Annotated in this window: 2 protein-coding genes; both read left to right on the forward strand. The window is 31.0% G+C overall.

The window, feature by feature from the left end; all coding sequences use genetic code 11:
- The first annotated feature begins 467 nt into the window (after window positions 1–467).
- Entirely contained in the window at window positions 468–1,463 is a 996-nt protein-coding gene (locus GH664_RS22225) for a hypothetical protein (RefSeq protein WP_153163729.1), read from the forward strand.
- A gap of 643 nt (window positions 1,464–2,106) precedes the next feature.
- The gene (locus tag GH664_RS22230) at window positions 2,107–2,310 is read left to right on the forward strand and encodes a hypothetical protein (RefSeq protein WP_153163728.1); all 204 of its coding nucleotides are present in this window, start codon (window positions 2,107–2,109) and stop codon (window positions 2,308–2,310) included.
- Window positions 2,311–2,810: the final 500 nt, after the last annotated feature.

Consider the following 2,810-nt stretch of genomic DNA (forward strand, 5'->3'; position numbering starts at 1 on the left):
GTAGTAGAAGCTATGTTACCTTATTTGGAATATGGTATGACATCAGATCAATTAACTAAATTATATAATAATTTGAAAAGATAATGGCAACGAATAGATTTGATAAACCAATAGAAAGTGAGTATATTAGTTAGTATACACCAATACCCTTTGAATAGTTATATGCCATAGGTAAAGCAAATAACGAAAGAGTAGATAAAGCTTATTAGGATTTAGGTAATCAGTTTACTAAGTGGTCAGAGTTTAGATCACCATCAGCTGTAGATACTAAGAGATGGTATGATTTAACGGTTGGAGCTGGACAAGATGTAGTAAATAAATTAGCAGCTAATCCAGATTTGATTAAAACAGCAGAAGGTAGATCCTTAATACAATCGTTTATTAATACTAGACCTTATAATGAGCTAAGTTAGTTACAACAGAGTAGAGAAGGATTACTTTAGAGATAGAAAGTAAATCAACAACTTATGCTGTCTGGTAAGTATAATCCTTTATGGCATGAAGTTGATTTTACTAATTATAGTACTTTAGATAGTGGAGTATTTAATGACGTTGCTCCATTAGCTTATAAGTCAGAAGTAGATTTAGTAAAACCTTATGTTGATAATCTAAAGCCTGGATTTATTAGACAAGAAGGTGCTTATGATTGGAGAGGAGTTTCATCTGAAAGAACAGATCAAGAAATAGCTAACAATATTTCTGCTATATATAACACTCCTGAAGCACAGAAACATATACAAGTATTAATACAGCAAGGATATACTCCAGAACAAGCCAATGCTTTATTTGCTAATCGTATATATAGAGCTGGTAGAGAATTTGCATATGAAGATAGAGAACTTAATCCTTTATCTAAGATATACGAAGAAGATAGATTAAAGAGGGCTAGAACAGGACAACAAACTGCTCAAAAACCATTTAGATTGACAGAATCTATTGCAACTACTGGTGGAGATGCATTTAAATTAGGAACTCAAGCTTACATAGCTAATAAATATAGAGATCAGATAAATTCTTTAACAGATCAATATAATAATGCTACTCAATCAGGCGACACTTTATCTGCAAATATATTTAAGGAGCAATTACGAAAAATATATAATGAATCTAACAGTTACACACCAAACAAACTATTTAATGAAATATTCAAAGAATATGCTACAGATGGTAAATTGACTAATATAGATTTATCAAATGCTACTAATGATATTTTGAATAGATTTGCAGCTCCATCTCCTATAGCTTCTGTAAATGATTTGTTACAAACTACTATACCAGGTGTTACATCTGAAACGGTTACTACTCCATTAGGTAAATATAGAATAATAGCTAATCCTAGACAATTAGATTTAGCTACAGATGTTATATCTGAAATAGCTGGTTATAAACACGTAGAATCTGGAAAGAATAAGTTTAGAGATGCCCTTAAAAACGGTAAGCTTACTAATGTTATTCTTCAATAGGGAGGTAATATTCTTACTTTACCTGTAAATAAAAATGGACAAGTGCAGCCTAATTCTAGTTAGGTAATTACAGTAGCTATACCCCAAAGTCAATTAGATGCGTTAGGTATAACAGATGCAGATATGGTTATATCTGGAGCTAAAAGAATATACGATCGCTCTGGCAAGGTATCTCTATCTACAGAAATAAAAGAAGGAGATAAACGTAAACTACCATTTCAAAGATATTTAGAAGAAGGAGAGTACAGCAGTAAATATAATTATAAAGGAAAGGTATCTTACAACGTTCCTACAGAAGATGTATATTGGTAGATAGAATTACTAAATAAACTTCCAGATCCACAAGATAAATTAAATACTGAATACTTAGATCAACAAGCATGGAAGCTATCTATGACAGATGCATTTAGATCTGAATTATATCCAAGTACACAACAGGAAGCTTACGGCATTGGTTATTCTGCCGGAGAAGAAGAAAAATAAAATCGCATAAAAAATGGCTAAGAAAAATAAATTTAATTTGAATTCCCCCTCACTAGGACAATAGCTAGTGAGGGAAGCTATGACTCCGTACAGCGAAGGGTTTGATATATCGCAACTACCATAGTCATATGGAATAAATGAATTTACTACAGAACAAGAAGTGCCAGTAGTAGAAGAAGCTAAAGATAATAAAAGATCTTTAGCTGAAGATATTGTATGGAATACTGGAAAACTAATAACTAATGTATTAGATAATGCTAATCCATTATATCAGTATATACAAAAAGAAAGACTTAGTGTTGGATTGTCTAAATTACAAGACAATTTAATGGAAACAGAATCTAAATGGATACCACAGATATAGGAAGCTCAAAACTATTTAGAAGCTAAGTCTATTGTAGATAATATCTCTAATAATATACTTACAGATGAATAGAAAATGGCAGTGCAAACTGTTAATTAGTTAGAACCTAATATAAAAGAGTATGCTAAATCTAATCCGTACTTAAGAGATTTATTCTACGATACAGATCCTACGAATGTAAATGGTAGTATAGCTATAAACTTTAAAGCTTTGCTAAATGACTTTAAAGATAATAATATATTCAACGTAAATCCGCTAGATAATATAGCTACAGCGTTAGAAGATAATGCATTAAACTAGGAAGAACAAGATTTCTTATGGAACAATAAATAGCAACAAATGTCTGATAAAGAAAGATTAGACGCTATTTAGAAAGTGTTATCTGATGCTAATGATGAATACGAAGATAAAACAGCTAAGATAGTAAAAAGATAGAATACTTTAAAGAAAGGTAATTGGTTGTACGATCCTACCGCTCTTACTAAAGAATTTGAGTAGAG

It is taken from the genome of Thauera sp. 2A1 (assembly GCF_009469595.2).
Classification (GTDB): Bacteria; Pseudomonadota; Gammaproteobacteria; order Burkholderiales; family Rhodocyclaceae; genus Thauera.